24 protein-coding genes, 1 pseudogene and 2 riboswitches are annotated in these 24,937 nt (G+C 40.0%); of the genes and pseudogenes, 20 read left to right on the top strand and 5 right to left on the bottom strand.

What is annotated here, in order from left to right; all coding sequences use genetic code 11:
* Positions 1–183: 183 nt before the first annotated feature.
* Complete coding sequence (locus BG04_RS02540; RefSeq protein WP_034650098.1) at positions 184–537, top strand: DUF4181 domain-containing protein; 354 nt, start codon at positions 184–186, stop codon at positions 535–537.
* On the opposite strand, the gene BG04_RS31275 is transcribed toward BG04_RS02540, so the two are convergent.
* Both BG04_RS31275 and BG04_RS02535 read right to left on the bottom strand, forming a co-directional pair.
* Entirely contained in the window at positions 497–694 is a 198-nt protein-coding gene (locus tag BG04_RS31275; protein ID WP_080743113.1) for a hypothetical protein, read from the bottom strand. The genes BG04_RS02540 and BG04_RS31275 overlap by 41 nt on opposite strands.
* A gap of 141 nt (positions 695–835) precedes the next feature.
* Positions 836–1,849, bottom strand: a pseudogene (locus BG04_RS02535) (S66 family peptidase).
* Between the two features lie 148 nt (positions 1,850–1,997).
* Between BG04_RS02535 and BG04_RS02530 the strand changes: the two are divergent.
* Together BG04_RS02530 and BG04_RS02525 are read left to right on the top strand one after the other, a co-directional pair.
* Entirely contained in the window at positions 1,998–2,510 is a 513-nt protein-coding gene (locus BG04_RS02530) for a sigma-70 family RNA polymerase sigma factor (RefSeq protein ID WP_016765037.1), read from the top strand.
* A 19-nt stretch (positions 2,511–2,529) separates the two neighbouring features.
* Positions 2,530–3,693 carry a DUF4179 domain-containing protein gene (locus BG04_RS02525; RefSeq protein WP_034650101.1) on the top strand — a complete coding sequence of 388 codons (1,164 nt, stop codon included), beginning with the start codon at positions 2,530–2,532 and terminating at the stop codon, positions 3,691–3,693.
* Between the two features lie 45 nt (positions 3,694–3,738).
* Here BG04_RS02525 and BG04_RS02520 read toward each other — a convergent pair whose 3' ends face one another.
* Positions 3,739–4,158: a MarR family winged helix-turn-helix transcriptional regulator gene (locus tag BG04_RS02520; protein WP_016765035.1), complete on the bottom strand. Its 420-nt coding sequence runs from the start codon at positions 4,156–4,158 to the stop codon at positions 3,739–3,741.
* A 145-nt stretch (positions 4,159–4,303) separates the two neighbouring features.
* Here BG04_RS02520 and BG04_RS02515 point away from each other — a divergent pair, with 145 nt between their 5' ends.
* The 4 genes from BG04_RS02515 to BG04_RS30845 all read left to right on the top strand — a co-directional run bounded on the left by BG04_RS02515 (position 4,304) and on the right by BG04_RS30845 (position 6,874).
* On the top strand, positions 4,304–4,651 hold the full coding sequence (locus BG04_RS02515; RefSeq protein ID WP_034650103.1) for a DUF6054 family protein: 348 nt from the start codon (positions 4,304–4,306) through the stop codon (positions 4,649–4,651).
* A gap of 205 nt (positions 4,652–4,856) precedes the next feature.
* Positions 4,857–5,240 carry a FixH family protein gene (locus BG04_RS02510; protein WP_034650105.1) on the top strand — a complete coding sequence of 128 codons (384 nt, stop codon included), beginning with the start codon at positions 4,857–4,859 and terminating at the stop codon, positions 5,238–5,240.
* 217 nt (positions 5,241–5,457) lie between these two features.
* Positions 5,458–6,663 (top strand): hypothetical protein, encoded by a 1,206-nt coding sequence (locus BG04_RS02505; protein ID WP_034650107.1) that lies wholly within the window; start codon positions 5,458–5,460, stop codon positions 6,661–6,663.
* Between the two features lie 43 nt (positions 6,664–6,706).
* Positions 6,707–6,874: a hypothetical protein gene (locus BG04_RS30845; RefSeq protein ID WP_168797082.1), complete on the top strand. Its 168-nt coding sequence runs from the start codon at positions 6,707–6,709 to the stop codon at positions 6,872–6,874.
* 232 nt (positions 6,875–7,106) lie between these two features.
* On the opposite strand, the gene BG04_RS02500 is transcribed toward BG04_RS30845, so the two are convergent.
* Positions 7,107–8,036, bottom strand: a complete 930-nt coding sequence (locus BG04_RS02500; RefSeq protein ID WP_034650111.1) for a DUF3298 and DUF4163 domain-containing protein — start codon at positions 8,034–8,036, stop codon at positions 7,107–7,109.
* 432 nt (positions 8,037–8,468) lie between these two features.
* Here BG04_RS02500 and BG04_RS02495 point away from each other — a divergent pair, with 432 nt between their 5' ends.
* The 5 genes from BG04_RS02495 to BG04_RS02475 all read left to right on the top strand — a co-directional run bounded on the left by BG04_RS02495 (position 8,469) and on the right by BG04_RS02475 (position 12,506).
* Entirely contained in the window at positions 8,469–8,726 is a 258-nt protein-coding gene (locus BG04_RS02495) for a FeoA family protein (RefSeq protein ID WP_013084241.1), read from the top strand.
* On the top strand, positions 8,719–9,450 hold the full coding sequence (locus BG04_RS02490) for a FeoB small GTPase domain-containing protein (protein ID WP_034650113.1): 732 nt from the start codon (positions 8,719–8,721) through the stop codon (positions 9,448–9,450). Before BG04_RS02495 ends, BG04_RS02490 begins: the two co-directional genes overlap by 8 nt.
* Positions 9,451–9,463: 13 nt before the next feature.
* The gene (locus BG04_RS02485; RefSeq protein ID WP_034655045.1) at positions 9,464–10,831 is read left to right on the top strand and encodes a nucleoside recognition domain-containing protein; all 1,368 of its coding nucleotides are present in this window, start codon (positions 9,464–9,466) and stop codon (positions 10,829–10,831) included.
* Between the two features lie 197 nt (positions 10,832–11,028).
* On the top strand, positions 11,029–11,406 hold the full coding sequence (locus BG04_RS02480) for a hypothetical protein (RefSeq protein ID WP_013084238.1): 378 nt from the start codon (positions 11,029–11,031) through the stop codon (positions 11,404–11,406).
* 116 nt (positions 11,407–11,522) lie between these two features.
* Positions 11,523–12,506, top strand: coding sequence for an HD domain-containing protein (locus BG04_RS02475; RefSeq protein WP_034650114.1), 984 nt, complete (start codon positions 11,523–11,525; stop codon positions 12,504–12,506).
* 90 nt (positions 12,507–12,596) lie between these two features.
* On the opposite strand, the gene BG04_RS02470 is transcribed toward BG04_RS02475, so the two are convergent.
* Positions 12,597–13,703 carry a GntR family transcriptional regulator gene (locus BG04_RS02470; protein WP_034650115.1) on the bottom strand — a complete coding sequence of 369 codons (1,107 nt, stop codon included), beginning with the start codon at positions 13,701–13,703 and terminating at the stop codon, positions 12,597–12,599.
* A 338-nt stretch (positions 13,704–14,041) separates the two neighbouring features.
* Here BG04_RS02470 and BG04_RS02465 point away from each other — a divergent pair, with 338 nt between their 5' ends.
* The 8 genes from BG04_RS02465 (at position 14,042) to BG04_RS02430 (ending at position 24,933) form a co-directional block, all read left to right on the top strand.
* A complete protein-coding gene (locus tag BG04_RS02465) occupies positions 14,042–15,673 on the top strand; it encodes a xylulokinase (protein ID WP_034650116.1) in 1,632 nt (543 codons plus the stop codon).
* A complete protein-coding gene (locus BG04_RS02460; RefSeq protein ID WP_034650117.1) occupies positions 15,667–16,365 on the top strand; it encodes an L-ribulose-5-phosphate 4-epimerase in 699 nt (232 codons plus the stop codon). Before BG04_RS02465 ends, BG04_RS02460 begins: the two co-directional genes overlap by 7 nt.
* Before the next feature lie 29 nt (positions 16,366–16,394).
* The gene (gene araA, locus BG04_RS02455; protein WP_034650118.1) at positions 16,395–17,819 is read left to right on the top strand and encodes an L-arabinose isomerase; all 1,425 of its coding nucleotides are present in this window, start codon (positions 16,395–16,397) and stop codon (positions 17,817–17,819) included.
* A gap of 151 nt (positions 17,820–17,970) precedes the next feature.
* Positions 17,971–19,350 (top strand): sugar porter family MFS transporter, encoded by a 1,380-nt coding sequence (locus tag BG04_RS02450; protein ID WP_034650119.1) that lies wholly within the window; start codon positions 17,971–17,973, stop codon positions 19,348–19,350.
* 259 nt (positions 19,351–19,609) lie between these two features.
* Positions 19,610–20,485, top strand: a complete 876-nt coding sequence (locus BG04_RS02445; RefSeq protein ID WP_230586603.1) for a metallophosphoesterase family protein — start codon at positions 19,610–19,612, stop codon at positions 20,483–20,485.
* 532 nt (positions 20,486–21,017) lie between these two features.
* A complete protein-coding gene (locus tag BG04_RS02440; protein WP_034650120.1) occupies positions 21,018–21,269 on the top strand; it encodes a hypothetical protein in 252 nt (83 codons plus the stop codon).
* An 80-nt stretch (positions 21,270–21,349) separates the two neighbouring features.
* A riboswitch (SAM riboswitch) is annotated at positions 21,350–21,460 on the top strand.
* A gap of 79 nt (positions 21,461–21,539) precedes the next feature.
* Positions 21,540–21,728: riboswitch (cobalamin riboswitch) on the top strand.
* 150 nt (positions 21,729–21,878) lie between these two features.
* The gene (metE, locus tag BG04_RS02435) at positions 21,879–24,173 is read left to right on the top strand and encodes a 5-methyltetrahydropteroyltriglutamate--homocysteine S-methyltransferase (RefSeq protein WP_034650121.1); all 2,295 of its coding nucleotides are present in this window, start codon (positions 21,879–21,881) and stop codon (positions 24,171–24,173) included.
* A 142-nt stretch (positions 24,174–24,315) separates the two neighbouring features.
* Positions 24,316–24,933: an acetate uptake transporter gene (locus BG04_RS02430; RefSeq protein ID WP_013058231.1), complete on the top strand. Its 618-nt coding sequence runs from the start codon at positions 24,316–24,318 to the stop codon at positions 24,931–24,933.
* Positions 24,934–24,937: the final 4 nt, after the last annotated feature.

The raw sequence follows: 24,937 nt of genomic DNA, 5'->3' as shown, positions 1-24,937 counted from the left end.
CCCCCTCTAGATGAGTTTATACAGAGAATTTAACCTGTACATTAGTCAATATATTAGCGATTTTTAAATATATGAATGCTTGCACTCATAAGTTGTGTAAAGATTTTTTAGACGCTTGAAATTTGTGGGAAGTTCTTTAAAATGGAAGTATAAGGATATTTTTAGCCGGAAGGAGGAGTGAAAATGACGCTTGTGTATTTGCTGATTTTGGCAGTCGTTTATATCTTTCTGGATCTTGTCATGCGAAAAAAGCTGCATACAAAGATGAAAAAAAGCTATTGGAGAAGCTTTAAAGGAAGGCGTCCGCTGTTTATCACCATTGAAATGGTGCTGCTTGCTTCGTTTTTAGTGCTGATCTTTGTTATGCCTCCAGCCTACACATCCGTTTTTATGTTTCTTTTCTTGTTTCTCCTGTACGTGTTTCGAGGTTTCGAAGAATGGAAGTTTGAAAGAAATCAAAAAGAGTACTATCACTCGTGGCTTGGAGCAACCTTTTTCATGTTTGCTTCGTTTTTAGTGTTGATGAGAGATATGTAAAACAAGGTTGAGACATAACGAAATGAACCGCTGTTGATTTCCGTGCAAGACTTCGCTTTCCGCGGGCGGCCGGTGAGCCTCCTCGTCGCAAACGCTCCTGCGGGGTCTCACTTGTTCCGCTTTTCCCGCAGGAGTCTTCGTCTTGCCCTCCAATCAACCATTGGAAGCTCCTACATATATGAAACAAATCTACTTTCACCATAACCATAAAAAATCCGAACGAATTGGATTCTCCATCAAGAATCCAATTCGTTCGGATCTTCCTTCAATCAAACTACTTTTATACAAGCTTCTTTTTTTACGTAAAGTATTGGACAACTGTCCCTTTATTTTTCTTTACCTTAACACTCGCATACGCGCCGTTAATAAGCGTGAGCTGAGGAGGGAGGTGTCCGCAGTCGATGTCATAGATAACTGGAATATGTAAGTCAGAAGCAAGGTCGAGATACACATCTTCAGCGGTGTAGGAATCAACGGGTTGATTAGCGCTGCTTCTGCCGAATAAAATACCTGAGCAGTTATCAAACCAGCCCGCTAGCTTAAGCTGAAGAAGTGAACGGCGAAGGTCAGCGGTCGTGAGTTCACAGTTGTCAAAGTACCAAATGACCGGCTCAGCAGGAATGTATTTTTCTCGAAACGTTTTTACGTCTCCAAAAGGAGTTCCTACTAAGTGCCTGATCACGTCAATACATCCTCCGAGAAGACGCCCTTCGATGTGCACGTCGCTTAACTCTGTATGCTTCCAAGCGGTTTGTTCGGTTAAATGAAACACGCATGGTGACGGGGTGTCATGCTGCCATTCTTTTTGATAGCGATCAGAAGAAATTTGAACCACGCTTTCTCCTTTTTTGGTCGTCAGCACCTGCTGCTACATCGCAGTCGTTGGATCCCAGTATTCTCCGCGCAAATCCACAAAGTTGGTTCCATGAGCCGTTGCAATCCCGGTGTTAAGTGTAATAGCCAGCAAAAGAACGCTGGTGTCAGAATAGCCAAGCACCCATTTTGCTGTCCATTTTGTAAAGTCTAGATGTTCAAGAATTTCAATCAGCAGCTCGCCTCCCCAAGGCGGGATAATGATATCAATGTTTCTATCTTCTATCATGGCTTGAAGCTCATTTGCACGTTTTTTAGGAGAAGTGGATTTTGCTTTATGCTGCGTCCACACGGTTTCGCCCGGTATAACAGAAAAGCCTTTTTCTTTCATTCGTTCACACGATAAAGAAAACATGGAATGAAGAGCTTGAGATACACCAGAAGAAGGTGCGGTTATGCCGATGGTTGGGTTGGATGTAAGAAAAGGATAGGTAATCATAGCGGCCTCCTTCAAAGGTTTTAGCTTATTTTACCAGCAAGAGAAATACTGAACAAGCTTATTTTTCATTTAATTTAGGAAGATTGATAGGTTTTGTAAAAAGAATCCGTATTAATAGATGTAAAAGCAAGCGGAAAGGAGCAATGTCATGGAAGATGACTGGATTGTTGCGTGTATAACGCGAAAAAAAGAAAAAGGATTAGAGCTGTTAATCGATCAGTACGGAGGATTAATTACGGCCATTGTACGCAAGCATTTAGGCACGCTGAAAAGCTACGAGGAAGAGTGTGTAAACGACGTATTGTTAGCGGTGTGGCATCATATTGATCGCTTTGATTCGGAGAAAAATACGTTTAAAAATTGGGTTGCAGCTGTTGCTAAGTACAAAGCCATTGACTATCAGCGCAAATACATAAAAACGCAGCACGAATCGCTTAGCGAAGCGGGAATGGGTGAAACGTCAGAAGTTCATAACATTCAAACAAACGACGTGGAAGAACTCTTAGGTCACTTAAGCGAAGGAGACCGTGAGCTGTTTAAAGCGTATTACTTACAGGAAGTCGAGCTGAAGCAAATTGCTGAAAAACAGCAGACTACCATCAGCAATTTATACAACCGGCTATCGCGCGGACGCAAAAAATTAAAAGCGATTTTTAAATAAGAAACAAGGAGGGACAAAGATGAAAAATCAATATGACTTATTAAATGGATCTTCTGTAGATTTTGATGAATATGAAGAAATTGAGCTAACGGCAAGCGAGAAAAAGCGTATGAAAAAACGCTTAAAACATGACATAAAGCCGACTCGAAAAAAAGCGCGTCCGCTGATCGCCGCTGCGGTGCTGCTGCTTGCTGTGACGCCTGTAATGATGCAAAACGAAACGGTATGGGCATCGGCTGTGCGAATCAGTCAGCAAATTGGCCAGCAAATCGAGCTGCTTATGAACAAGCCTGAAGGCAGCTTGAGCAGCTATAAAAAAATGATAAATGAAACGGCGACTGACCAAGGCATTCAAGTAAAAGTAAATGAACTGATGCTTGATGACGGACAGGTGCTGCTTGGATTAACGATCAGCGCAGATGAATTTAGAAGAACTGCACTAGGGCTTAACCGAGACGAATCAATTCGACCGGGAGAGCTGCGCGTGAAAATTGGCAACATGTCGTTTTTTGATTCGGCTTCCAGTATTAGAAAGGAACCAATCAAAAACAAAGACGGAAGCTGGAACTATCTGTACGCTTTAAAACTAACGCAAGCGGACACGAACGAAGACGGGAAAATCGATGTGGAAGGCTACAATGTACTAGATCATATTGATCCAAATAAAAACTATCAAATCAGTGCGCAGTTCACAAGTCTAGAATTTGAAAAGAATCCTGCTCAGACGAAAAGCGGGAACTACCGGGATTCCTACGGAGAAATTAAAGGAAATTGGACGGTTCATACAAGCGTAAACGGCTCAAAAATCATCGCTGATACAAAAGTGTATCCGTTGAATAAAGAAATTCCGATTAACGAAAAAGGAATAAAAGGCGTATTGTCCATCAAAGAAGTTCGCGTATCGCCTGTTTCGATTAAGCTACACTATACGTTTACATCGTCAACCGGAAGCATCCGAGGCGGAACGGATGTCGGTGTAGACATAAAAGACCAAAATGGAAGAAACCTTTCTGAAAGCGGCAGTGGAGGAGGAACAGACAAGGTGCTAGAGATGGACGGAGAGTACCGAAATGATAAAGACGTTATTATGCTTAGATTTATTCCATATGTAAGTGATCATGAAAAAGACTGGTCAAAAGATTTAACTTCAGACGCCTTTAATTTGAAGGTAAATAACAAATAACAAAATAAAAACCAGATGCCTGCTTAGCGTGCATCTGGTTTTTTATTAGATATCCATTTTATTTAACAAGCGAAGAAACGTCTGTAATTCTTCATCCGTAAAATGGCTAAGCTTTTCACCATATTCTTTGGTGAGTACTTTTTCCATTTCTTCTGCAAACGCTTTTCCTTTATCCGTAATGGATAAGTAGACAACGCGGCGGTCTTTTTGACTGCGTACGCGCGTGACAAATTCTCTTTCCATGAGGCGGTCGCTGACGCACGTCATGCTGCTGTTTGAGATGTGCATATGCTCTGCAATCTCAGAAACGATATGATTGCCTTCTTTATACAGCAGGCGAAGCGCTAAAAATTCATTTAAAGGAATATATGATTTTAAAGTGGGGATAACCGATAGCTGCATTTTTTTCGTTTGGTTTCGCATCGTGGAAACCACATTTTGGATAAGTTGATCTCGTGTATTCATAGAGGTTGTATGCTCCTTTTTCCGTTCAAACAATTCTTTTTCTTCTATTGTACCATATTGATTGTACATAAAGAGAAGCGGCAGGTTTTTTAGTGGGAAAAAGAGAAGTAGTACATATCTGTTGCGATAGAAAGGGGCTTGAGTGATGCAAAAAGTAATTGAGTTTAAAACGATGCTGCTTCCTTTTGATGGAGCAAAAAAGCTTGTGAATGCAAATAATTCCGAAAGTGACTTATTATACAAGGAATATTATGATCTCGGAGACGGCAAGCAGATGTGTACGCTTGTGTTTGAACGCTATTTTTTCCGCACCGGCGGCAGAGGATCACTAACGATTATTTTAGAAAATGTGTCCGGTCCAAACAAAGTAAAGTGTATTCCTTCAGGAAGCGCAGAAGGGATATTAAATATTGATTGGGGAGCAAGCAAGGATTTTGTACGATGGGTAGAAAACGCCCTCTCATCGTACACGTTAGAAGAACCGCAGAGATAAAGGCAAAGCTGGAGAAGGCAATGAGCTTCTTCAGTTTTTTTTATAAAGCGAAGGGCGAGTAGAGAAATGAAAAGATGCAAAAGCTACTGTAGAAATAAGAACTTTATGTGGACAATAAGCATTTTTTCTCTTTTTACCGGATAAATGAGTATAATATGAAATTGCAGGAAGACTTCACATTTACATAATAAAGGAGAACAACATAATGAAAAAACTCAGCATCGTATTATTTGTTTTAATGATAGCTATAGTAGGCTGTTCAAAAGGAAATGATTCAAGTTCAAAAGAAGTAAAAGGAACGATTGAAGTACCGGAATCAATTCAAGCAAATGAACAAGTCAAGCTTAAAGTCCTTGTGACGCAAGGAGATAAAAAAGTGGAAAACGCCGATGACGTGCAGTTTCAAGTTGAAAAAGAAGGCTATATCAATCAAGAAATGACAAAAGCGCCGCACGAAGGAAAAGGTGTATACAGCACGGACTATACGTTTAAAGAAGAAGGCGAATATATGATTACCGCTCACGTGACGGTGGACGGTGACATGAAAATGTTTACGAAAAAAGTAGAGGTAGGCAAGTCTAAAGAGTAAAACCTATGATTGAAAAAGCGGCTTATATAGCCATGTGAAAAGAGAATGCCTTGCGCATTCTCTTTTTTTATAAGGGCGTTTTTTCAACGTCTTTTATCGTTGACACAAAAGTGCCTAATTCTTTAAACATTTAGTTTCCTTTTAGGTATAAACTAAATATTAGAAAATTTATGTTAAAATTAGGATAACAAACTCTTTAATATAGGGGATGAAAAGAATGAATCATTTTCTGAATGAAATTTCCAAAGACTTAACTACTACAAACGTAGAAAGGTATTGGCCAAATTTTGAACTTGTTGCCTATGCGTTATACGACAAAAACAGTGTATTCCTGTTCAATCATCCTCGATATGATAACGATCCTCTTAAGTTATATAAAGTTTTAAAATGGAAAGAACAGTTTGTGGGAAATACGCTTATTCTATTTGATGGCTATCCTACGGCTATTGCTGATATGGAACTGTACGATGACTATGAAGGACTTTTTTCAATATTGATCCACGAATTATTCCACGGAAATCAGTATATAAAAGAGGAAAAACGCTTCCCTGATGAAATGCTGGGAATAACCTATCCCTTAACAAAAGAGAATGTAGAAATTCGAAATCGCGAAAGGAAAAGTCTTTATAATGCATTGTTAGAAACTGATATCAGTAAAAAGAAGCAGTATTTGAACGAGTTTATCAGCCTAAGGGAAAAAAGGGCAGAAGGAATAAAAGAGCATCTAACATATGAAAACTTAATTGAATCTGTTGAAGGACCTGCCTGGTACGTTGAAATAAAGGCTTTTTCAGAAAAATCCCCGCTCGCTAATGATTTAGTTTTAGAAAGGTATGGAAAAAATCTAATAAACGCCGTTGAATCCACTTCCAATATAAGGCGGAGCTGTTACAGTTCAGGCTTATTTATGTGTTTGTTGCTGGATGAATTGTCACCCGATTGGAAGGAAAGTTTTTTGGGTACTAAAACAACACTATTTGAGTTAATCAAATTTCTTGATATTGCCCCTCGAAAACAGGCAATTGAAGAGGTTCAAATAAGCCCGGAAACAGAAGCAGCAGTAAATTTTGCAATTGAATCAAGGAAGAAAGAACTTGATGAATTCGCAGCACAGATAGGAACCCATCTTTTTATCGAAGGAGAAATCATTGCTTTATCCTTTGATCCGATGAATATTGTCCCTTTTGAGAACAGGTTATTACATAAAAATTATATAAAAGTAAGGATAAATAACCAAGAATACCTTATTCAACAACCATCTCTTACCTATTGTGCGGATGGATTAAAAAATATAAATAAATTACTCATCCTATTAAAGGATAAACCATTGGAAATGGGTGATTCACTTTTAATCACTGGTATCGGAGAAATAAAGGGACAGTACACAATACAGGGAGATACGATTAATTTGGTTGTTAATTAGATGTGTTAAAAATTTAAATACATATATGAATGGAGAGGCTCGTATGTCTATGGGGATACTTTCTTTAATCACTTTTGTTATCTGGTTTGTAGCCATTCAAGAGTTTTTAAAACCTGAAAAGAATCAGAGTAACCGAAAAATAATGATGTTAACATCCGCAGGCTCCTTGCTGACGTTAGTTCTGACCATTTCACTTTTTCAATCACTATAAAAATACCTCAAAAAGCAGTTTTCCTCGGCTATCAGCAGCGTAATGTAGGCAGCCCTGAGTTCTTCTATGGCTGTATAATTTGATTTTCTGCAACATCCAAAAAAATGATGGTAAAAGGGAAGGAGATTAGGGATAACCTTTCTTTTTTGCTCCGCTTATTCTGCAGAAAAAAAGAAAAAGAAGCTTATGAACTGATGGTTCGCAGGCTTCTTTTTTGTTTTATAAGACAATCTTATTTATAAACGCTAGACGGAATTTTAAACGTATGAATGCCATTAGAATACGGGCCGTACTCATACTCACCAAATATAATGGCAATGCCGCTACTTGTGTAGTAAAACTGATCTTCTTTTAAGTTTACAGACTTAAATTCATTAACCCAGAACTGAGCACCTTTTTTATTGCGAGCAATCATTTCATTACGAATATAGTTATTAACTTTATTCAACTTAGTGTTGTTGTTAATAATATCTTTTAAGCTAATTTGTCGAGCTTTCAACAAATCGTAATTATAAGTATCAATCCAAGCGTTGCCGTGAGCGCCGCCAGCGTACGCATCATTCGTAATAGCAACACTTAAAATATTATCTTGGTTGTAAGGTACAGAGTATGTCATATTACGAGAATAAGGACCTGGTGCCCAGCCGTTTTTGCGGTCTTCCTTTTCTTGTTCTTTTAGCTCGTTGTGTTCTTTTTGTGCTTCTTTTGCAATATTTAAAAATTTTCGATTATAGCTAGCTTCAAATGGTTTATTGATAAGGCCAGATACCTGCGGATAGCTAATGTTGCTTGCTAAAGATTTCTTTGTAACCGTTCCTCCTAGTGCTTGAATTTTGTCACTAGGCGCTTTTTCATACTTAATACTTGATGACTTTTGAGCATAGGTGCCCTTTGATACCCCATACAGACCACCAAATTTGCTGGACTCAGAATACACGCGGAATACTTGCCCTTTTGTCACTTTTCTAGCCGCTACTAACTTGTTGTTTTTAATGTTGTAAAGATTAGTGTTCTTTAAAACGGTAACGCGTCCTATTTGCCCTTTAACCAGCTCCTGATTCCCCCACACGACTTTTGCTTCTGCAACTGTTTGCGGAGCAAGCGGCGTGAATAACAAAGCCAAACCTAAAACAACTGCGCTAACTCTTTTGAACCTTTTCATAAAAGCCTCCTAAAGTGATTTTTTGAGGTTTTAAAGCTAATCAATACTTTATTTTCAAAAAAACCCATTCACTAGTATAGCATATTTTTACAGTTTTTTATTTTTATCAATTCGTTTTTACTAAATTATTTTTCGACTTGATTCCTCTTATTAAATGATTAAATAAAATAGACCAGCGCACTTTATGCCTTCAGTAGAAATAAGAAAAAACACAGTATTTTACCCTAGACTAAAAAAGTTTCCTGTGGTAAACTTTTGGTATCATAACAAGTAAAAACTGAAAATTTTAAATAAATTATGCTGACATGTTCATTTTTCTGCACCAGCAGAATACCCTATTAAAAATCAACGAGCATATTTTTTTTACCTTAAAAGTTGGTCTAATGAAAAAAACATAACCTTAGGTAAAAAATAAGAAGGGACGAAAAATAGATGGCTAGTGTAAATAATTATCCATTGTCTACATTTACGACAGGTGAAACGGTACAGCTAGAGCGAATCGAAATCGAAGGTGCCTTAAAGCGACGCTTGTTAGATTTAGGATTTATTCCAGGAGCAATTATCAAAGTGCTTCAAAAAAGCCCGTTAGGAGATCCTGTTGCTTATCAAGTCAGTCATACAACGATTGGTCTCAGAAAAGAAGAGAGCTCAAAAATTTATGTAAAAAAAGTAGGTGATGACGATGAGTAAGTATCGTATTGCACTAGCAGGAAATCCGAACACAGGAAAAAGTACGTTATTTAATAGCTTGACCGGTCTTAAGCAACACACGGGAAACTGGACGGGAAAAACGGTAGCCAAAGCAGAAGGGACGTTTGAACACCACCAGCAGCTCTACACAATTGTCGATTTGCCTGGAACGTATTCACTGTATTCAAATTCGGCAGATGAAGAAGTAGCGCGTGACTATATTTTATTTGAAAGACCTGACGTTACGGTTGTGGTGGTCGATGCAACGGCGATGGAGCGAAATCTTAATTTAGCGCTGCAAGTGATGGAAATGACTGAAAACGTCGTGATTTGCGTGAACTTAATGGATGAAGCAAAGAAAAAAGGAATTGTGATTAACGAAAAAAAGCTCGCTGAATCGTTAGGCGTACCGGTTGTGCCTATATCAGCACGTAATAGAAAAGGAATTATAAATTTGCTCGATGCAATTGAAGGAGTCGTGCGAGGGCAGGTAAAACTTAACCCTTACCAGGTACAGTACACAAAAGAAATTGAAGCGTCACTAAAGGAGCTAGAACCTCAAGTCGCTTCTATTGTTGGAAATCAATTTCCTTTGCGCTGGATTGCTTTACGGGTTCTTGATGGAGATACGTCATTTTTAGAAACGATTCAGCTGCGTCAGCAGCAAGACATCAGTCACACAGAAAGGAGGAACAGCGCATATGGGAAATCCGTTAATTCCTGAAAACTCATTAGCAATGGAACAATTAACGCGCTATGCCCAGCAGGCAAAAGAAAAAGATCATCGTTCAAATATGGTGGCAAGCATTTATCAGTCGTCACAGCAAATATGTAAAAAATCAGTTGTGTACGAAGACCGCTCAAAGCTTCAGCGCACAGAAAAGCTAGATAAAGTCTTTACCTCGCCAATTTGGGGATTTCCAATTATGCTTGGTATTTTATCCGTAATTTTTTATATCACCATAGCCGGCGCAAATGTTCCTTCTGGATTAATCGCACAAGGTTTTGGCTGGGCGGAAGGGTACTTAACAGCTTTCTTTCAAGCGATGCATGCGCCGGAATGGCTGCACGGAATTCTTGTACTAGGGCTGTTTCGAGGTACAGGATGGGTCATTAGTGTCATGCTGCCTCCAATGGCCATCTTTTTCCCGGTATTTGCCCTTTTAGAAAACTACGGCTACTTGCCTCGCGTCGCGTTTAATATGGATCGTTTGTTCAAACGAGCAGGTGCACACGGAAAGCAGTCACTAACGATGGCGATGGGATTTGGATGTAACGCCGCGGCGATTATGTCGACTCGTATTATTGAATCGCCTCGTGAACGTATGATGGCGATTTTAACAAATAATTTTGTTCCATGTAACGGCAGATGGCCTACGCTGATTTTATTAGCTTCTTTATTTATGGCGACCGGCTTTACAGGGAGTGCTAAAACTTTCGTAACGGCGCTTGTTGTAGTCGGAACAGTGTTATTTGGAATTGTGGTGACGCTGTTTGTATCGTGGGCACTGTCTAAAACGGCACTGCGCGGAGTTCCAACTCACTATACGCTAGAGCTTCCGCCTTACCGCAAGCCGAAATTTGTTGATACAATTGTGCGCGCGACGCTCGATAAATCGCTGTTCGTGTTAAAACGCGCGATTATTGTTGCAGCACCCGCAGCGGTGTTAACGTGGGTACTGGCCAACATCTATATCGGTGATACGAGTATTTTAATGCATTTTGTTCAGTTTCTTGATCCGTTTGCTAAATCGCTAGGACTAGACGGTTATATATTAGCTGCTTTTATCATTGGCTTGCCGGCTAATGAAATTGTGGTACCTGTTCTATTAATGGCGTATTTATCAACGGGTTCATTAATTGAAATTGAAGATGCGACTCGACTGAAACAAATTTTCCTTGATCACCACTGGACGTGGCTAACGGCTCTTAACATGATGTTGTTTTCGCTTCTGCATTTTCCGTGCGGAACGACGCTTGTGAATATTTATACAGAAACCAAAAATGCAAAATGGACGTTTCTTGCTTTTGCGATTCCAACAGTGATTGCGATTGGCGTTACGTTTACGGTTGCTCAAGTGGTAAAAGCGTTTAACCTTATTTAAATATGAAATAAAAGTGCAGGGCTTTGAAAAGAGCCCTGTATTTTTTATGAGTAGTCAATGAGATAAAGAGTATGATAGGGTGAACTTGATTGCTATTTGTTAGGTTAAATGGTAATTTGTATGATATAGATTTGCTTCATGCACAAAAAGAGATTAATAGAAAAAAGCGCCAATGAAATGCTAAAAGGAGGCTGACGGTGGGGATATTTTTTAATAAAATAGATTCAAAAAAAGCTAATAAGTATCAAACAAGGCTATACTCTTGTTTCACCATTCTCATCATAGTGAATGTGATTAACAGCTGGTTTCTCGATTGGCTTTGGCTTTATATCACCACAAGTAGCGTTCTTGTTATACTAGTGATATTCCTGCTCAAAACACCTAAACGTGATTTAGATGAAGAGTGGAAGCAGCTAGAAATAGAGAAAGACGAGACTTTTGAAAATAAAGTCAATCTTTTGATTCGAAATGGCAGAAGAGACGTTGATGTTATTAAATATATACGGAAAGAAAAAAATCTTGGTTTGCTTCCTGCAAAGCAGTATTTTGATCGAATTAAAGCGTCAAGTGAATAATAAAAAACGACCTCTGGTAAGACGAGGTCGTTTTTAGTTACAGGCAAATGGAACCCTGCGATGTCTCAAGTTAGATTAAAATAAGTCCAAAATAGTTAGTAAAAGGAGAGAGAAATATGCTCATACTTTATGATGAGCTGTACGGGAAATTTGAAGCAGACGGCGTTCTTTTAGAACTCATTCAAAGTGATCCTGTACAGCGTTTAAAAGGAATTTACCAAGGCGGAGCGAGCCGGTTTGTAAATGAAAACTGGAATACTACTCGATATGATCATTCCATTGGTGCGATGATGCTTGTAAATAGACTCGGAGGCTCTTTGGAAGAGCAAATAGCGGCTTTATTACATGACGTTTCACATACGGCATTTTCTCATGTGATTGACTATGTTTTGGGACAAAAAGAAGAAAATTATCATGAAATGATTTACGAACAAATTGTGACTCAGTCGTCTATTCCTTCTATTTTAAAAAGCGCCGGTTTAAACTGGCGAGAGATCTTACTCGATGAAAGCCAGTGGACGCTGCTCGAACAGCAAGCTCCGCACTTATGCGCTGACCGCGTGGATTATACGCTGCGGGATTTGTACGTATGCGGGGAGATTACTTTACAAGAAGTGCATGCGTTTTTGGATCAGCTTGTCGTATTTAATGGACAAATGGCGTGCAGTAATTTATCAGCGGCAGAGTGGTTTGTGGATGCTTACTACAAAGAAGTGATTGGCTTTTTTATGAATCCGCTTAATATGTTTGGAAATCATCAGCTGACGGAAACTATCAAGCTCGCTTTGCAAAAAGATATTTTATCTATCGAAGATTTTTTAAAGCAGGATGACGATGTGGTTTGGCTGCTGAAAAACGCTGGAGATAGCAGCGTTGAAGGGATGTTATCTGCTCTTTTTAACAGCAAAGTACAAAAAGGCACTGCTTCTTGTTATGATGTTCACCAAACGACAAAAATGCGCTGGGTTGACCCTCTTGTTATTAGTTCAAATGGGGCGAATTCTGTATCTCAGCTATCACTTATTGCTAAAAGACTAATAGAACAAGCAAAACAAAAGATCGAAAAAGGAGTATATCTCAACATTCAGGCTCCGTTATAAAGGGAATTAGTACATAAAGAAAGGGATGCATAATAATGTGCATCCCTTTCTCTCATAAGAAGTTTTATAGACCTCTAAGGGAGCCTTCTTTTAACGAACTTCATCACGCTTCGCATTTAACTCTTTAATCGTTTCACCTTCAACTAACACCGGCTGATAGTAGGTTTCGTTTGGCAAATCTTTTTTGCCCTGCAGCTTTTTAATGATCCAATCTGCCGCGTCGTGTCCCATTTGTTCTTGCGGGTGTGTTAGCGTTGTTAAATTAATCGTCGCATTTTTAGCGATGTACGAATTGTCTTGACCAATAATTGACAACTTGTCCGGAATGGACATACCAAGCTGTCTGCATACATTTACAACTTCTAATCCGACTTCATCATTATAGCAGACAAGAGCCGTCATCTCGTCTTTGTTTTCAGTGAGAAACTCTTTTAAATTAGCGTACAAATCAAGCTTTGTTTCGGTGTTAAAAGACAGAATATGCTCAGGCTGAAAGCGGAGTTTTGCATCACCGAGCGCTTTTATGTAGCCTTTCATTCGGTACTTTCCCTGCAGGTCATCCATTTTTGCGATGAGCCCGATTTGAGTATGTCCTTTTGAAATTAATTCGTTTGTGGCAAGGTAGCTTGACTGAACGTCGTCTAGACAAAAAAACGGAACGTCCAATTCTTCGTAGTAGGCGTTAATCATCGTAAACGGAACGTCTTGTTCTTTGAATGATAAATAATAAGAGATGTTTGGATTGTACAAATTACTTTTTGTAGGCTCAACAATTAGACCGTCTACTCCGTAGGAAAGCATCATTTCCAGCGCTTTTTTTTCTTGTTCCACATCGTTATTCGTGCTTGCCAGCAGCAGCGAATAATTATCTTTATTTAATCTGCTTTCAATTCCGCGAATAATAGAAGGGAAAATATAGTCGGAAATATACGTGGTAATTACACCGATTGTTTTGTTGGCAGAAGCCCCGCTAGATTTGGATTGATACTGATTGCTTACATAGGTGCCAGATCCTTTTTCGCTTCTTAAAAATCCTTCATTCGACAGCTCTAAAATGGCTTTTCGAACCGTATGTCTGCTGACACCATACGTTTCTTGCATGACCGATTCAGTCGGGATTTGTTCGCCCATGCTGTAATCGCCTGAAAGAATTTTGCTTTTTATATCCTCAATAATCACCTGATATTTTGGCTTCATGTTTTCACTTCTTTCGTAGTTGTATACATTCAACTTTTTTTATGTATAAAATTTGTATGGACATATTTTATCATGAACGTGAATAAATGAAAAGATTTCCTTGATTTTTAATCGAAAGGAAAATGATTTAAGGGTTGAATACCGATTTTTTAAAAGTTTAAGAAAGGAATAGTAGGGTGTTTTAAGTATTTGTGTGCATATATAATTTTTATATTGACAAATGTACGTACAAATAAATATACTTAAGTTGTTAACAAATTCAAACAGTGTTACATAAAACGGAAAGCGCTTCCTTACTGCTATAGGTATTGTTATAGCTATCAGAAAGGAGATTAAACGTGAAAACAACTCAAGAAAGCATAAAACAAGCAATTGCTAAAGGGAAAACATCCCTTGGAATTGAACTTGGATCTACTCGTATTAAAGCGTTGCTGATCGATGAAAACTTTGAAACGATCGCATCAGGCAGTTATGAATGGGAAAATCTCTTAGAAGACGGTTTTTGGACGTACAACTTACTCGATATTATTACAGGTCTGCAAAGTGCTTACCGTGAAATGAAGCAAGAAGTGGAACGAAGCTACGGGATCACCATTCGAACAGTTGGCTCCATCGGCGTTTCAGCTATGATGCACGGATATATGGCGTTTGATAAAACGGGTGAGCTGCTAGTTCCGTTTCGAACGTGGCGTAATGCAACAACAAGCGCAGCAGCAAAAGAATTAACTGAACATTTCCAATTTAATATTCCTGAACGATGGAGCATTGCGCATCTGTATCAGGCAATCATCAATCAAGAAAAACATCTGCCGCGCATTGATTACATGACAACGCTAGCCGGCTATATTCACTGGCTGCTGACAGGCAGTAAGGCGCTTGGCATTGGAGACGCTTCAGGGATGTTCCCAATTGATGAACGTACGCAAAATTACAGTGAAGGTATGATGAAGCAGTTTAATGAGCTTATTTCTGACAAAGGATATCCATGGCAACTATCAGATATTCTGCCTGCAGTTCATACTTCAGGCGAGCAAGCAGGTACATTAACAGCGATAGGAGCCAGCATTTTAGATCAATCAAAAAATTTGCAGCCGGGCATTCCGTTTTGTCCTCCAGAAGGAGATGCGGGAACGGGAATGGTGGCGACAAACAGCGTAAGAAAACGCACGGGAAATGTTTCAGTAGGAACGTCCGTTTTTGCGATGATTGTACTAGATAAAAAGCTTTTAAACGTTTATCCGGAAATTGATTTGGTTACCACGCCCAACGGCAGTCCAGTTGCCATGGTTCATGCGAATAACTGCTCAAGCGACTTAAACGCCTGGCTCGGATTGTTTCGCGAATTTTCGGAGGCGATGGGGCAAAAAGTAGAGTCGGATAAATTATTTCAAGTAATGTTAAATAAAGCGCTAGAAGCTGATCCTGATGGAGGGGGCTTGCTAAGCTACGGCTATTTCTCAGGTGAAAATATTACCGGAGTAGAAAGTGGCCGTCCGCTATTTGTCCGTTCAGCAAAAAGCAATTTTAATCTAGCAAACTTTATGCGTACACATCTTTTTACAGCTTTTGGCGCTTTAAAAATAGGGATGGATCTTTTAGTCAAAGAAGAAAACGTAAAGATTCACAGCATTTTAGCGCACGGAGGATTATTTAAAACGCCGGTAGTTGGTCAAAAAATGATGGCAGCGGCAATCAACACGCCTGTTTCCGTCATGGACACAGCAGGAGAAGGCGGCGCGTGGGGAATGGCTATCCTTTCTTCTTATATGCTCAATAAAAGTGAGAATGAAAGTTTAGAAGATTTCTTGGATGATAAAGTCTTTAAAGAAGTGACCGCACAAGAGATTTATCCTGACGAACTCGATGTAAAAGGATTTGAAGCATTTATTAAAAGATATAAAAAAGGGCTAGTGATTGAAAAAGCAGCTGCAGAGCACCACAGCGAAGAACGGGAGGAGTTATTGTGCTAGATAAATTAAAAGAAGAAGTATTTCAAGCAAACGTCGATTTGCCAAAACACGGACTGGTCAAGTACACGTGGGGAAATGTAAGTGCCATTGATCGAGACAGCGGTTTGTTTGTGATTAAACCAAGCGGTGTGACGTACGAGAAAATGACGGCCAAAGACATGGTAGTCGTAGACCTAGAGGGGCGCGTGGTAGAAGGTGAGCTTAACCCGTCATCTGATACGCTGACGCATGCCGTACTCTATAAACATTACCCACAAATTGGCGGTATTGCCCATACGCATTCAACGTGGGCGACGATTTGGGCTCAAGCAGGGCTTGATGTGCAGCCAATGGGAACGACGCATGCCGATACCTTTTATGGTTCCGTACCGTGCGCGCGCTTTTTGACCGAAAAAGAAGTGAATGACGGATATGAAGTGGAAACGGGCAAGGTGATCATTGAAACATTTGAAGAGCGCGACTTAGATGTGTTAGCGGTTCCTGGTATTTTACTTCAAGGGCACGGGCCGTTTACGTGGGGAAAAGATGCCAAATCAGCGGTGATGAACAGCGTCGTATTAGACGAAGTATCCAAAATGAACTTCTTTACACAAAAATTAAACGGGCTGGCTGAAGAGCTGCCGCAGCGCATATTAGACAAACATTATTTACGAAAACACGGAAAAAACGCGTATTACGGGCAAGGACAGTAAAAGACTTACATACAGAAAAGGGGATTATCATGTTAAAAACAGCTCAAAAAGAATTTTGGTTTATTGTTGGTTCACAGCATCTTTACGGAAAAGAAGCATTAGCAGAAGTAAAAGCACACGCGCAAACAATGACTGATGCTTTAAATGAAAGCGGTGTCTTGCCTTATCCGATTGTGCTGCAAGATTTAGCTGTGAGTGCTGATACGATTACAAACATGATGAAAGAAGTGAATTACCGAGATGAAGTTGCCGGTGTGATCACGTGGATGCATACGTTCTCGCCTGCAAAAATGTGGATTCGCGGCACCAAACTACTGCAAAAACCGCTGCTTCATTTGGCGACACAATTTAACGAAAGCATTCCTTGGGAAACGATTGATATGGATTTTATGAACTTGAATCAGTCCGCTCACGGTGATCGTGAATATGGCTTTATCAACGCGCGTTTGAACAAGCAAAATAAAATCGTAGTAGGCTACTGGGAGCGCCCCGAAGTACAGCAGCAAATTGCACAGTGGATGGACGTAGCCGCTGCTTATAACGAAAGCTTCAACATTAAAGTTGCGCGTTTCGGTGACAATATGCGCAATGTCGGCGTAACGGAAGGAGACAAAATTGAAGCACAAATTCAATTTGGCTGGACGGTTGACTACTTCGGAATCGGTGATCTTGTTCAATATGTCAATGCCGTTACGGAAGAAGAAATCAATGATTTATTTGCTGAATATGCCGACGCGTACGAATTTGTTTACGGCGGTTATTCTGCAGAAGACTGGGAGTCTAGCGTAAAAGTACAGGCAAGCTATGAAATTGCGATTAAACGTTTTCTAGATGAAGGCGGCTACAGCGCCTTTACCACTAATTTTGAAGATCTATACGGTATGAAACAGCTCCCTGGTCTAGCTGTACAGCGCTTGATGGCACAGGGCTACGGCTTTGCCGGTGAAGGAGACTGGAAAACAGCGGCGCTTGACCGCCTGCTTAAAGTAATGAGCCACAATCAGTCAACGGGCTTTATGGAAGACTATACGTATGAATTGGCTCCCGGACGTGAGTCTGTGCTTCAATCACACATGCTTGAAGTAGACCCGACGCTAGCGGTAAACAAACCAAAACTAATCGTTTCTCCGCTAGGTATCGGTAACCGCGAAGATCCGGCCCGCTTAGTGTTTGACGGTAAACAAGGAGAAGGTGTAGTGGTTTCCATGGCTGACTTCGGTACGCATTACAAGCTGTTAATTAACGAAGTATCGGCATTTGAGCCGGAAGTTCCTGCTCCAAATCTTCCGGTAGCGCGCGTGCTTTGGAACATTAAGCCGAACTTCCAAGACGGCGTTAAAGCGTGGATTGAAAACGGAGGAGGCCATCATACGGTTCTTTCATTAAATTTAACGACGGATCAAATCGTGAGCTATGCAAAGCTTGTTGATCTAGAGTACGTCATTATTAAGTAAGCATCACTACTTTCGAGGGAGCGCTGCTTCCTTGAAAGTGAAAATATAGCGCAACTTAGTAAAAGAACGCCGTTTTTAGAAATAAATGAAAGCGTTTTAAATTTGTGTGATAGGAAGCAAAACTAAGACAATACAAAGGGGATCTATAATCATGAGTAAAGTATCAAGTAAGTTTATCTTCTTCTTCGGCTCATTTGCCGGTATTTTATTCGGTTATGATATTGGGATTATTGCTGGTGCAGAAGGTCATATCCGTGAAGCGTTTCATTTAAGTCCGCTCTGGCTGGGAATTGTGGTTTCATCGCTAATGGGAGGAGCAATTATCGGTTCCATTTTAAGCGGATTATTAGGCGATAAGTTTGGACGAAGAAAGTTAATTTTAATTTCGTCGATCATCTTTCTTTTAGGCTCCATCGGTTCAGCGATTGCACCAGAGGAAATTACGTTAACGATTGCGCGCGTCTTTTTAGGTACAGCAGTAGGAACGGCTTCTTCGTTAGTTCCTGCCTATATGTCAGAAATCGCACCTGCTAATATTCGCGGGAAGCTTTCAGGTTTAAATCAGCTAATGATTGTAATTGGATTATTATTAAGCTATATCGTAGCCTTTATTTTTGAGCCGGTTCCAAACAGCTGGCGATTAATGCTTGGCAGCGCCGGTATTTTTGCAATTGTATTATGCATCGGTATGATCAAGCTTCCAGAGTCGCCTCGCTACTTAATTAAAAATGGAATGCCAGATAAAGCGCGTGAAGTGCTGCGCACGCTTCGCCGGTCAACAGCTGAAGTGGAAGCTGAAGTGTCTGAAATTGAAAGCGTAGCTGTTCATGAACAATCAGGCATTAAGCAGCTGTTTCATAAAAAGTTTCGTTTAGCTTTAATTATCGGTGTCGGAATGGCAACTTTTCAACAGATTCAAGGCTCAAACTCAATTGTTTATTATGCAACAAGCATTGCTCGTCAAGTTGGTTTAGCCCCGCAGGTAGCTGCTGGCTTTACGGTTATTGTTGGGGTGATTTTTGTGGTGACAACACTTATCTTCCTGCAGTTTGTTGATAAATTCAACCGCCGTACCATTCTTACGATTGGCGGTGCGGGAATGGCTCTTTCATTTTTCACACCGGCTATTCTAGGAGCATTAGGCGTTAATGAAGTCGTCGTGAACTGGGTTACGTTAATTGCTCTTTGCTGCTTTATCCTTTGCTATGCGTTTTCTTGGGCGCCGCTTACGTGGATCATTGTAGGAGAAATTTTCCCGCTTTCTGTACGCGGAATCGGTGCTGGGATTTCATCTGCTTTTAACTGGACAGGATCGCTGGCAGTAGGGCTTGTGTTCCCTATCTTAGCTGATCAGTTTAGTTTGGGCGTTATCTTTTCAACGTTCGGGATCATTTGTATTCTAGGATTATTCTTCATACGTTTTGTAGTTGTTGAAACAAAAGGACGTAGCCTAGAGCAAATTGAAACGGACATGGCAGCTCGGTCTGCAAGGAAGTCTTTAAGTCCAGTTGAACATAATAAGTACGTTTGATTATGGTGAACGCTCTAATTGTAAGAACCCTTTGCTATCTCAACAAGGGGTTCTTTTTTTAGATTAGTAGGATTCTAGCTTTTATGTTGTCCTATCAGTGCTTAACAAAATGAAAGGATAGATAGGCTATGGAAACTAATTTAAATGTGCGTTCTGCTTACAAGAAGGTAGTGACCACCATCAACAAATTCTCATATAAATAAGTAAGCTTGTTTACTTTTAACTAAATTTATTTATTAATAGGGGGATTAACTAGTTGATGAATTTGACGCTTCATGAACGTTCTGAAAAGATATTAAAGCAAAGAATTAAACAATTAAATCCGAGAGATCCATTTAACTTTGTTTTTATGGGAGACAGCAGAGGTGACGGACCAAACGATAATTGTTTCACGATGAGCGGTGAATTTGAGCTTGTATTAAAAAAGGCGGTGGAATTGAACCCGCTGTTTATTATTCATGGGGGAGACACCGTCTATACAGGGAAAAAAGAATATTTGGAGCACTTTGTTAAGGTTGTTGAAAAAATCGCACCAAACATTCCTATGTTTGTATGCGTAGGGAATCATGATGAACTGTACCTTGATGAAAGCAATCTCGAAAACTTCAGAGCCACTATCGGAAAAGTACACTGGGTTATCGATATTCCTGTCTTCAACTTCCGGTGCATCGCACTAAATAATGTCATCAGTCCCAAGAATAAAATATATGGATTTACAGATAGAGAGCTGAATTATTTAGAGCAGCAGCTAGAGGATGCTCCTCGTAATACCGTTGTAGCCATGCATGCGCAGCCAAATATTGGCCGGTGGTCAAATCTTGAAGGGTTTCCTGTAACGACTCCTCAAAGTCAAGAATTTTTTGATTTAATTCAAGAACACCGCGTAAAAAAAGTGTTAGTCAGCCACGTGCATGCGTATGACGAGCAGTTTATTAGAAAAAACAGAAACGGGTCGTTTACGCTTGGAAGAGGCACTGATTTTGTATTGTCAGGAGGCGCCGGTGCTCCCCTTGATTTTGAGCCGCCTTTAATTTTAAATAATTATAATTTTACAGAGTTTTTTGTAAGCAGGTACGACATTTTAGGTCCTCTTCTTTGGAAGGATTTTGGACGACCTCGAAGAAATTGTTTGTAAAAACAAGAAAGTAGAAAGCTAGGTTCAAAAAAAGAGGCTGGGACAAAAGGGTTTTAGACGAAATGAAAAACGAACCATTGATCAAGATGTTTGATTAGTGGTTCGTTTTTTTTGTTAGGGTAAACGTAGGTTTCATGTGTATAGATCTTTCTAGCAGGTGATTGGAGGACAAGACGAAGACTCCTGCGGGAAGCGAAGTCTTGTACGGAAATCAACTGCGGTGTCACAAGCGATTCAGCTCATGTATCCCATTTGCCTTTAGATTGAATTCATTTCGTTATGTCTCAACCTCTTTTGGGAAAATGTGCATAACTCTTAACGAAACCTTGTAGCAGAAGGTTCAGTCAAACGTTATAATAGATAATGAATGATGATATATTCTCTATATTTGTCATATATTTGTATTACATATGTAATTAAAGAAAAACATTCACTTGATATACTGTTTAATGACTTAACTTTATCTTAAAATTCACAGTGAACTGCCTGTTTATAGAGGCTTAGAATATACACAGCAAATGGAGGAGCAATCATGGCAAACGAAAAGATGCAAGAAGGACTTAATCGTTTTATCAAGGAAGATTTAAATGACCTTTTAGGTAGACTGTTCCCCTTAATGGACCGGGAGTGTGCCGAAGAAAAAAGAAAGCTTATTGAAACAGCAGTAGAGTACATTTATTCGTCAGGATATCACCAAGGAGCAAAAGACTTGATCGAAACACATCGAAAAGACGATTACAAATTGTTAAGACAAAAATTAGCGTCAGCACCTCCTGAAAACTAATTTTTTTGCAATTTCTTTTGACAGCATAAATCTAAGGTGTTAAGATGGCTCTACATTCAAAATATTATAAACAATTAAAACTCTTATTGAGAGAGGCGGAGGGACTGGCCCTGTGAAGCCCGGCAACCATTTAACATTCTTGTTAAAAAGGTGCTACATCCTGCAAAGCGTACAGCTTTGAAAAATAAGAGAGGATTTCATAGATACTATGCCTCTCTATTCATGATAGAGAGGCTTTTTATTTTATGTGAAGGTGTTTTGAATGAACAATTTTATAAAAATGCATCAGGTGCTGTGTAACGAATGTACGCAGCTTAAAAGGGAAGATCGGTGAAAAGCCGGCGCGGTCCCGCCACTGTAATGGGGAGCAACTTATTAACCACTGTTTCATGTTGAAATGGGAAGGGATAAGAAGCGATGAACCTAAGTCAGGAGACCTGCCTGTTGTATGCACTTAAGCTCTACGGGATATAGAGAGGAGTGAGGAATACGTGTTGAGAAAAACAGACTATCTCAACTTTAGTTAAGTATGCGTATCATCTCTCTTTTCATTTCGAAAAGAGAGATTTTTTAGTTTATCGATAAAAAAATATACAGGGAGTGGAAAAAATGAGCAGTGTAAAAAGTTCAAATGTAGGTTATCCAAGAATTGGTGAAAAACGAGAATGGAAAAAAGCGCTTGAGCAGTTTTGGGCAGGAAAACTAGAGAAAGATATCTTTCTACAGGAAATTGAAGCTCTTCGTCTTGAGCATCTGAAAAAACAGCGTGACGCAGGAATTGAACTGATTCCAGTCGGCGATTTTAGCTTATACGATCACGTGTTAGATACAGTCGCTATGTTTGGTTTGGTGCCAAAGCGCTTTGAATATGACGGAGGACCGGTATCGCTTGAAACGTATTTTGACATCGCGCGAGGAACAAAAGGTGCGGTAGCTTCTACGATGACAAAATGGTTTAACACAAATTATCACTACATCGTACCCGAGCTTGAGGAATGTACGCCGGCACTTGTAGAAAATCGACCGCTTCAATTTTACAAAGAAGCAAAAGAAAAGCTGAATATCAAAGGTAAACCCGTTATTTTAGGTCCAGTAACATTTGTGAAGCTGTCAAAAGGATATAAAGAAAGTGAATTTGAAAAAGTAGTTGAACAATTTGTTCCGCTTTATGCAACTATTTTAGCGGAGCTGCAGGCAGAAGGCGTCGAGTGGGTGCAGATAGATGAGCCGGTTTTAGCTACAACGCTATCAAAAGAAGAAATCGCGCTGTACAGAGAAGTCTATCAAACTTTGAAGGAAGCGGCACCGAATGTAAAAGTTATTTTGCAAACGTATTTTGACAGCGTTAATCACTATAAAGAAGTAGTTGCTCTTCCTGTTCGTGGTATTGGCTTAGATTTTGTACATGACCGAGGCGAAAATCTCACGGCGCTTAATAAATATGGTTTTCCAACTGATAAAGTGCTGGCAGCAGGAGTGATTGACGGACGAAACATTTGGCGTGAAAAATTGGATGAACAACTTTTAACGCTTAGTGAAATTGAAGAAGCCGTATCAAAAGACCGTTTGATTCTGCAGCCTTCATCAAGTCTATTACATGTTCCTGTCACGGTAAAAAATGAAGAGACGATTGATCCAGTATTGAAAAATGCGCTCTCTTTTGCAGATGAAAAGCTGAAGGAAATCACGCTGTTAACGAAAGCGGTACAGCAAGGAAAAGAAGCAATAGAAAAAGAAATAAGTGTAAGCAAACAAGCGATTCAAGCATTAAATGGATCATCTTTTCGAAATCATCAAGACGTGCAAAAAGAGCTGAAGCAGCTGCACAGTTATAAAGCAGAGCGCCAAGCGCCGTTTGACGTACGTCAACGCGTTCAGCAAGAAGCGTTTCAGCTGCCGCTTCTTCCAACGACAACGATTGGAAGCTTTCCGCAAACAAAAGAAGTGCGAAAAGAGCGTCTAAAATGGCGTAAAGGAGAACTAACAGACGAAGCATATGAAGCGTACATTAACGAGGAAATCAAAAAATGGATTGAAATTCAAGAAAATATCGGCTTAGATGTACTTGTGCACGGAGAGTTTGAGCGTACGGACATGGTTGAGTACTTCGGTGAAAAATTAGGAGGCTTTCAGTTTACGAAGTTTGGCTGGGTGCAATCTTACGGTTCTCGCTGCGTGAAACCGCCGCTTATTTACGGAGATGTCTCGTACGAACAGGCGATGACGATAAAAGAAACGATCTACGCACAATCTCTAACCGATAAGCCGGTTAAAGGAATGCTGACGGGTCCGATTACGATTTTAAACTGGTCGTTTGTGCGTGATGATATCCCGCGCTACGACGTCGCAAATCAAATTGCGCTTGCTCTTAGAAAAGAAGTAGAAGCACTTGAAAGTCGGGGCATTTCAATGATTCAAGTAGATGAACCGGCGCTGCGTGAAGGATTGCCGTTAAAACGAGAAAACTGGAACAGCTACTTAAATGCTGCGGTGTATGCCTTCAAGCTAGCGACGGTATCGGTGCAAAACGAGACGCAAATTCACACGCATATGTGCTATTCAGAATTCGAAGAGATTATTGATGCGATCAAAGCGCTTGATGCCGACGTCATTTCCATTGAAACGTCTAAAAGCCACGGTGAATTAATTTATGCGTTTGAAGAACATACGTACAATCAAGGAATTGGACTTGGCGTATATGATATCCACAGTCCGCGCGTGCCGAAGCTTGAAGAGCTGACACGAAACATTGACCGCGCTCTAAAGGTGCTTGATCCTGCATTATTTTGGATTAATCCCGACTGCGGCCTTAAAACAAGAGGAATCAGCGAGACGGTTGAAGCTTTAAAAGTGATGGTTGAGTCTGCAAAACAAACAAGACAAAATTTATTACAAAACGTTTAATAACAAGAAAGTAAAGATCAAGCAGTGTAAACGCTACACTGCTTGGTCTTATGGGTTTTTTAAAGGCCAAAAATATCCATTGACACTTCCCGTAGATTTTTGTATCTTTTTAAAGGTGTTTTTAAAATCAGGGAGGTAAAACATGAGTAACAACAGTACGCAGCACGTTAAAATTGTAACAGCAGATCCATCAGCGCTAGGCCTATTCGGACTTGCCATGGTGACACTTGTTGCATCGTTTCAAAAGCTTGGGGTAACCGATGGTGTTTCATTGGTATTGCCATGGGCAATTTTTTTAGGCGGGATAGGGCAGCTAATCGCGTCTATGCAAGATTTCAAACATAATAATACCTTCGGCGCAACGGCTTTTGGTGCCTTCGGATTATTTTGGCTAGGTGTAGCTATGACATGGCTTATTCAGCTTGGAGCATTTGGGGAAGCGCTCGCAAAAGAAGCGGATCCGAAGCAGCTCGCATTTGCTTTTGTCGGCTACTTAATTTTCAGCGTTTTTATGACAGTTGGCGCAATGGGCACTCATAAAGTATTATTTATTATTTTTGTGTTGATTGATTTCTTATTTATTGGATTATCGCTAAGTACATTTGGTGTGGCATATGAATACACGCACTTACTAGCGGCAGTGTCAGAGCTATTGATTGCTCTGTTTTCATTCTATGGATCTGCAGCGGCTGTATTAAATACTCACTACGGTCGAGTTGTGCTTCCGGTGGGCAAGCCGTTTGGTGCATTTATCAAATAATCAA

It is taken from the genome of Priestia megaterium NBRC 15308 = ATCC 14581, assembly GCF_000832985.1.
Lineage (GTDB): Bacteria > Bacillota > Bacilli > Bacillales > Bacillaceae_H > Priestia > Priestia megaterium.
The sequence above is the reverse complement of the archived record's forward strand: the minus strand, read 5'-3'. Positions and strand labels throughout refer to the sequence as shown.

Coding starts and splice junctions, on each gene's coding strand:
- BG04_RS02540 (WP_034650098.1), top strand. CDS start 184: ATGACGCTTGTGTATTTGCTGATTTTGGCAGTCGTTTATATCTTTCTG.
- BG04_RS02530 (WP_016765037.1), top strand. CDS start 1,998: ATGGAAGATGACTGGATTGTTGCGTGTATAACGCGAAAAAAAGAAAAA.
- BG04_RS02525 (WP_034650101.1), top strand. CDS start 2,530: ATGAAAAATCAATATGACTTATTAAATGGATCTTCTGTAGATTTTGAT.
- BG04_RS02520 (WP_016765035.1), bottom strand. CDS start 4,158: ATGAATACACGAGATCAACTTATCCAAAATGTGGTTTCCACGATGCGA.
- BG04_RS02515 (WP_034650103.1), top strand. CDS start 4,304: ATGCAAAAAGTAATTGAGTTTAAAACGATGCTGCTTCCTTTTGATGGA.
- BG04_RS02510 (WP_034650105.1), top strand. CDS start 4,857: ATGAAAAAACTCAGCATCGTATTATTTGTTTTAATGATAGCTATAGTA.
- BG04_RS02505 (WP_034650107.1), top strand. CDS start 5,458: ATGAATCATTTTCTGAATGAAATTTCCAAAGACTTAACTACTACAAAC.
- BG04_RS30845 (WP_168797082.1), top strand. CDS start 6,707: ATGTCTATGGGGATACTTTCTTTAATCACTTTTGTTATCTGGTTTGTA.
- BG04_RS02500 (WP_034650111.1), bottom strand. CDS start 8,036: ATGAAAAGGTTCAAAAGAGTTAGCGCAGTTGTTTTAGGTTTGGCTTTG.
- BG04_RS02495 (WP_013084241.1), top strand. CDS start 8,469: ATGGCTAGTGTAAATAATTATCCATTGTCTACATTTACGACAGGTGAA.
- BG04_RS02490 (WP_034650113.1), top strand. CDS start 8,719: ATGAGTAAGTATCGTATTGCACTAGCAGGAAATCCGAACACAGGAAAA.
- BG04_RS02485 (WP_034655045.1), top strand. CDS start 9,464: ATGGAACAATTAACGCGCTATGCCCAGCAGGCAAAAGAAAAAGATCAT.
- BG04_RS02475 (WP_034650114.1), top strand. CDS start 11,523: ATGCTCATACTTTATGATGAGCTGTACGGGAAATTTGAAGCAGACGGC.
- BG04_RS02470 (WP_034650115.1), bottom strand. CDS start 13,703: ATGAAGCCAAAATATCAGGTGATTATTGAGGATATAAAAAGCAAAATT.
- araA (WP_034650118.1), top strand. CDS start 16,395: ATGTTAAAAACAGCTCAAAAAGAATTTTGGTTTATTGTTGGTTCACAG.
- BG04_RS02450 (WP_034650119.1), top strand. CDS start 17,971: ATGAGTAAAGTATCAAGTAAGTTTATCTTCTTCTTCGGCTCATTTGCC.
- BG04_RS02445 (WP_230586603.1), top strand. CDS start 19,610: ATGAATTTGACGCTTCATGAACGTTCTGAAAAGATATTAAAGCAAAGA.
- BG04_RS02440 (WP_034650120.1), top strand. CDS start 21,018: ATGGCAAACGAAAAGATGCAAGAAGGACTTAATCGTTTTATCAAGGAA.
- metE (WP_034650121.1), top strand. CDS start 21,879: ATGAGCAGTGTAAAAAGTTCAAATGTAGGTTATCCAAGAATTGGTGAA.
- BG04_RS02430 (WP_013058231.1), top strand. CDS start 24,316: ATGAGTAACAACAGTACGCAGCACGTTAAAATTGTAACAGCAGATCCA.